This window comes from Streptomyces sp. NPDC002784, from assembly GCF_053592135.1.
The window spans coordinates 1-5295 of sequence record NZ_JBSFVD010000088.1 but is presented as its reverse complement, the minus strand read 5'-3'; the positions used below and the strand labels follow the sequence as shown (position 1 = coordinate 5295).

Sequence of the window (5295 nt, the reverse complement as noted above, 5' to 3'; positions counted from 1 at the left end):
GCCCCCCCCCCCCCCGCCTCCGGCCCACCCCCTCGGCCGCTCCCCCCGCCGCCGCCCCCTGGCCCCCCCCCCCCACCGCTCGGAAGGGGCGGGCCATCCCCCGCCACCGCACAGATCACGACGAGACCTGCCGCCTGGACAGAGGCTCGACTCCGCCGACGAGGAAGCCGAAACCGACCTACCCAGAGGACGCGCCCGGGCCATCGACAGCGGCCATCCACCCGCCACCGGGCCCTACGTCGAGCCCCGCGACACCCGCAAACTCTGACGAGCGCCCCGGCTGCCGTGCCCACGAGGAATGCGGGTACTCGACTTGCCGCCGCCCGAATCCGGCACACCGCCCGGCCGGCCGCGGCCCATCAGCCGGGAAGGACACAGCAACAGCATGACCACGCATACCCCACCCCGTCGCCCGCCCCCCCCCCGTGGGCGGCAGCGATTTCGCCCGCCTGTCCAAGAAGATCGCCGAGGCGGGCCTGATGAATCGGCGCCCCGGCTACTACACCGTCCGGTCCATCACCGTGGCCGTCGCCTACGCCGGCGGCTGGAGCGCGTTCGTCCTCATCGGCGCCAGCTGGTGGACGCTTGCGGTCGCCGCGTTCCTGGCCGTGATGTTCGGACAGGTGGCTCTGCTCGCCCACGACGTCGCCCACCGCCAGGTCTTCCGCCGACGCCGGCCCAGCGAGACGTCCGGCCGCATCGCGGGGGCCGCGATCGGAATGGGCTATGGATGGTGGCAGGACAAACACACCCGCCACCACGCCAACCCCAACCACGAGGATCTCGACCCCGACATCGCCCCCGACCTGCTCGTGTGGTCCGAGGCTCAGGCCCGCGTGGCAACCGGACTGCCCAGACTCATCGGCCGCTGGCAGGCGTTCCTCTTCTTCCCCCTGCTCCTGCTCGAAGGGATCAACCTTCACGTCTCCAGCGCGCGGGCGCTGAGCAACCGCGCCCTGAAGAACCGAGCCATGGACGGCGTGCTGCTCTACGGGCACATCGCGGCCTACCTGACCGCGCTGTTCCTCGTCCTCCCGCCAGGCATGGCGATCGCGTTCCTGGCCGTCAACCAGGGCCTGTTCGGCCTCTACCTCGGCTGCCTCTTCGCCCCCAACCACAAGGGCATGCCGATCCTCACCGGTAACGACCGCCCCGACTTCCTGCGCCGCCAGGTCCTCACCGCACGCAACGTACGCGGCAGCAGGCTCACCGACCTCGCCCTGGGCGGCCTGAACCACCAGATCGAACACCACCTGTTCCCCAGCATGCCCAGCCCCCACCTGCGCAAGGCCCGGCCCATCGTCCGCCGCTACTGCCAGGACCTGGGAGTCGACTACCTGGAAACCGGACTGATCGCCTCCTACCAGCAGGCACTCGCCAGCCTCCACCGAGCAGGAGCGCCACTGCGGCGAGCCCGCATCAGCACCGCCCGCGCGTGACCTCCGCCCGCCCACAGCAGCTGACCCGCCCCAGGGGCAACCGGCGGAACGCACACTCAAGGGCGGCCGGATCGGAGTACACCAGAGCAAGTCGTTCCCAGCAGCGACGCAGGTGCTCTTCGCCCTGTCCCAGGATCCGCATGTCGGTTGCCTCGCTGCGGCTGCCGCATCCAGCGCGCTGACGTGCAGCCTCGGGAACCCAGAGCGCGGGCGATGGCGGGTGATTCAACCGGTACGGCGTCCACGTGATCGGCTGGATGCTGCCCCTGCCCGTCGCACCGCGGCGCACGCACCACCGTATGGCCGCCACCGTCGCCGCCGTCGGACCGCTGGCCCGGCTGGACCGCATCCTGGGCTGCCTGATCACACAGACCCTCAGCCGGCTCATGGTCGCCTGGTTCCTCCACGACACCCCGGTCGACCACCCCATCTGGCACCACAAGCAGTACCAGCCCCACCCCGCGCTCAACCAGGAGCGACGGACCCATTGGCGCCTACCGGCACCGGGCGCCAGTTCTACCCCCCGCAGCCGGCCATGAGCACGCCACGCCACCCGCGGACGGCCGCCGAACTGACCTCCCGCCTTCCGCGTGGCAGTCGCCAACCCTGTGCCGCCCAGGTCTGGACGCGGCTGCAAAGGCGTTCGAGTGAGAGTCCGGGCGCGGGTCGCCAGCCACTTTGATCTCCGCCTGTATGAAGGCAGCGAAAGCGCCCCCAGCCGGACGGGAGGGCGCTCCAGGTGACCTGAGGCGAGGAGAACTGCGCATGAGCGTGCCGACGACCATCGACCACCGGGCGACCAGCTACAGCCTGGCCCATGCCTACTGGCTGGCCAAGGCATCCGATCTCGCCTACACGGACGAAGCCACGATCGAGAAGCAGGCGCACGCGTGGGGATTCGACCGGGTCCGGCATCACCAGACCCGGTTCAGCCCGCCCTTTCCTCTGCAGGACACGCAGGCGTACACCGCGGTGAGCGACAACATGATCATCACCGCGTTCCGGGGCACGGAACCGGTCCAGATCAAGGACTGGCTCTCGGACGCCACCACACCGCCCCGCCCGGGCCCCGGCGGTACCGGGTTCGTCCACCACGGCTTCGCCGAGGCCCTGGAGTCGATCTACCCGGCGGTCAAGGACACCCTCGCTGAATACCGCACCAACGGTCAGAGTGTGTGGTTCACCGGGCACAGCCTCGGCGGAGCCCTGGCCATGCTGGCCGGCGCCCGCATGTATCTCGAAGAGCCCCGCCTGGCCGCGGACGGCGTGTACACGTACGGCCAGCCCCGCACCTGCGACCGGCTCCTGGCCGCCGCCTACAACAAGGGCTTCCGCAACCGCATGTACCGCTTCGTGAACAACAACGACATCGTGCCCCAGATGCCGCCGGAGCCCGTCTTCACCCACGTCGACGCCCTGCGCTACATCGATTCACGCGGAAAGCTGCACGAGAGCATGCCTCTGCTCGGCTCGCTCACCGACCGGGCCAGGGGCCTGAGTGCCGACGTCCTGGCCCCGGCCGGCGACGGGGTACGGGACCACCTCATCAACGCCTACATCACAGCCCTGGAGAAGAACCTCGCATAAGCGGACAAGAGCCGCCGGAGGGCCATCACCGAGGCTGCGATTGGTACGGTCACCGGTTCGACGCCCCGGGCCGCCCCGGCGCAGCCGCACCGCACGCGGCTGCAGGCGCAGGATGGTGCGAGTTGGCGCTCAGCGTTCAGGTCACGATGCCGAGGAGGTGCGGCACATGGCCCGATCGGTCGGCCAGGATGAGCAGGCCAACACCGTCGGGCGATTCCGTGACGGTGTGTCCCAGCTGGAGAAGCAGGCCCGATACCGCGGCCTGGACCATCGCCTGCATGCTGCCGCAGGAGGCGCCCGGCTGATCTTTCGCCAGTGCGGTGAACCCGTCTGAGGCCGTCCATTTCACCAGCACGCCGGCTGGGGTCTCTGACACCGAAAGCCCGGGGCGGCCGTCTTCCGCGTCTTCCGCGACCAGGTGGAACCCTGCCTGGAGCAAGGCATGCCGGACCTGCGCGAGCAGGTCGGAAGGCATGGAGGACACAGGTCTCGCATGCCCAGTTCCTGCGTGATCAAGCCAGCTGACTGGAAAATATCATCAGGACTTCCTTGACCAGGCGGTCCGGGGACCCGTGCGGGTGGTCAAAGCCCTCGTGGGCGAAGGCGCTGGGTTCCGCGAGCTGCGGTACCGCGGCAGTCAGCCCTCGCCGGCCGCGGCTGACTCGTAGCCTGTGATGTCGTCGGGCTTCACCAGGCCGTCCTCGATCGCGCGGGCCAGTATGTCGGCCTTTGTCGGTGCGTGTCTGCCGACCTGCGCGTACTTGACTCTCGCCCGGCGGATGTACACGTCCACGGTGTGGACCGATACGCCCATGCGCCGGGCGACCGATGCCTTGGACATGGACTGGAACCACCACAGCAGCGCGGTGCGTTCCTGCGAGGACAGCTGGGGCCGGTTCGCGCCGCGATCACCTGCCAGGACACCCGCGGCCGTCGGTGTGACGTACGGCCTGTCTCCCGCCGCCGCCAGCACCGTGTTCACCAGGTGCACCCGCCCCTCGTTCTTCGCGACGAACTCGCATGCCCCGACCTCCAGCGATTCGAGTACCACGCGCTGCTCGGTGAACTGCGAGAAGGCGATGACCCGCTGGCCCGCCGCAGCCAGTGAGGCGACAGCGTCGATGGCGAGTGTGCCGTGCAGATTCAGGTCGAGGATGAGGACATCCGCGATGCCGGGCGGCACATCGGGGGTTTCGCCGGTGTACACCACCGAGATCCGCGGCTCCTCGGACAGCCACGTCTGAATGCCTTCGATGACGACCGGATGATCGTCGGTGATGGCGACGGTCAGCGAGCCGGCCGCACCGGGTATCGGGTCTCCCACCACAACTGGTCCCCCTCCTGGTCGTAGAGGAAGGACACGGCGAGCGGGCCCGGCGGTTCCACGACCGTCTGTGGCGGGGCGTCGGCGACCACACTCACCGCCACCTCTTCCGGGGTCGCCAGCAGGGTGATCCGCGCCTCGGTGGCCGTGGCGGCCAGCACCAGCAGGGCCCCTTCGGCGAGTTCCCGGCGGACGGATGCCGGCAGCTCGGGCAGGTCTCCGTAGCTGAGCAGGGTGACGCGTACGCCGCGCCGCTCGGCGATGTCGGCACAGGAACGAAGTTCATGCAGGAGCGGGTGCGGGGTGTCGTCCGTCTCCGCGAACAGCCTGCGCAGGCGTGCCGCCTCCACGGCGGCGCGCCGGCGTACGACGTCATCCCCCGGGTCCAGCCAGCGTTCTGCCAGACCACGCAGCAGCGGTTCCACTCTCGCGTGCAGATGCTCGTAGCGGCGCCGGCGCTCGGCGTGCACGGCCTCGTCGGCAGTGGCGCGGGCGAGGTGCTCCGCGTGTGCCGCGGCGGCCTCGGTGGCCTCCCGGGCACCGCTGTTGAGGAGCCGGGCCAGATACGCGAACGTCAGCTGGATACCGGCGGTGGTGTAGAGCGCGGCCAGCAGACGGGAGACGGTGACATGGTCGAGCGCGCCGTCGGCGGCCAGGAAGCCCACCGTGACAGCCGCGTTGGCCACCAGCAGGGTGATCAGCTCCCACAGCGGGCGCTGCATCAACAGCAGGACGCCGAACCAGCCCACGGTGTTCCACGCCCAGCTCGCGTCACCGAGCGCCCCGCCCGGCGGGTACGTGGCGGTCGCGACGACGCCGGCGGCCAGCGCTGCTCCCGCGAGCAGCCGCGCGCCGGACATCTCCACCCAGTCGCCGGTCCCCCGGGTCACCAGGTCCACCCAGCCGGACAAGGAGTGCTCGGTCGGCTCCAGGACGGGCACCGGG

General features: G+C 70.2%; 6 protein-coding genes. 3 read left to right on the top strand and 3 right to left on the bottom strand.

Annotated features, from left to right (window positions below):
- Positions 1 to 479: 479 nt before the first annotated feature.
- The 3 genes from ACWD1Z_RS36450 (at position 480) to ACWD1Z_RS36440 (ending at position 3026) form a co-directional block, all read left to right on the top strand.
- Entirely contained in the window at positions 480 to 1439 is a 960-nt protein-coding gene (locus ACWD1Z_RS36450) for a fatty acid desaturase family protein (RefSeq protein WP_451125067.1), read from the top strand.
- A 299-nt stretch (positions 1440 to 1738) separates the two neighbouring features.
- Complete coding sequence (locus tag ACWD1Z_RS36445) at positions 1739 to 1978, top strand: hypothetical protein (RefSeq protein WP_451125065.1); 240 nt, start codon at positions 1739 to 1741, stop codon at positions 1976 to 1978.
- Between the two features lie 226 nt (positions 1979 to 2204).
- Complete coding sequence (locus ACWD1Z_RS36440; protein ID WP_451125063.1) at positions 2205 to 3026, top strand: lipase family protein; 822 nt, start codon at positions 2205 to 2207, stop codon at positions 3024 to 3026.
- Between the two features lie 136 nt (positions 3027 to 3162).
- Here the strand turns inward: ACWD1Z_RS36440 and ACWD1Z_RS36435 are convergent, their stop codons facing one another.
- The 3 genes from ACWD1Z_RS36435 to ACWD1Z_RS36425 form a co-directional block, all read right to left on the bottom strand.
- Positions 3163 to 3501: a hypothetical protein gene (locus ACWD1Z_RS36435; protein WP_451125061.1), complete on the bottom strand. Its 339-nt coding sequence runs from the start codon at positions 3499 to 3501 to the stop codon at positions 3163 to 3165.
- A 162-nt stretch (positions 3502 to 3663) separates the two neighbouring features.
- Positions 3664 to 4350, bottom strand: coding sequence for a response regulator transcription factor (locus tag ACWD1Z_RS36430; protein ID WP_451125059.1), 687 nt, complete (start codon positions 4348 to 4350; stop codon positions 3664 to 3666).
- On the bottom strand, positions 4314 to 5295 hold a 982-nt coding region (locus ACWD1Z_RS36425), incomplete at its 5' end, for a hypothetical protein (protein ID WP_451125057.1). The genes ACWD1Z_RS36430 and ACWD1Z_RS36425, both read right to left, overlap by 37 nt.

Excerpts from the sequence above, each read along its gene's own strand:
- ACWD1Z_RS36435 (WP_451125061.1), bottom strand. The coding sequence starts at position 3,501 with ATGCCTTCCGACCTGCTCGCGCAGGTCCGGCATGCCTTGCTCCAGGCA.
- ACWD1Z_RS36440 (WP_451125063.1), top strand. The coding sequence starts at position 2,205 with ATGAGCGTGCCGACGACCATCGACCACCGGGCGACCAGCTACAGCCTG.
- ACWD1Z_RS36445 (WP_451125065.1), top strand. The coding sequence starts at position 1,739 with ATGGCCGCCACCGTCGCCGCCGTCGGACCGCTGGCCCGGCTGGACCGC.
- ACWD1Z_RS36450 (WP_451125067.1), top strand. The coding sequence starts at position 480 with ATGAATCGGCGCCCCGGCTACTACACCGTCCGGTCCATCACCGTGGCC.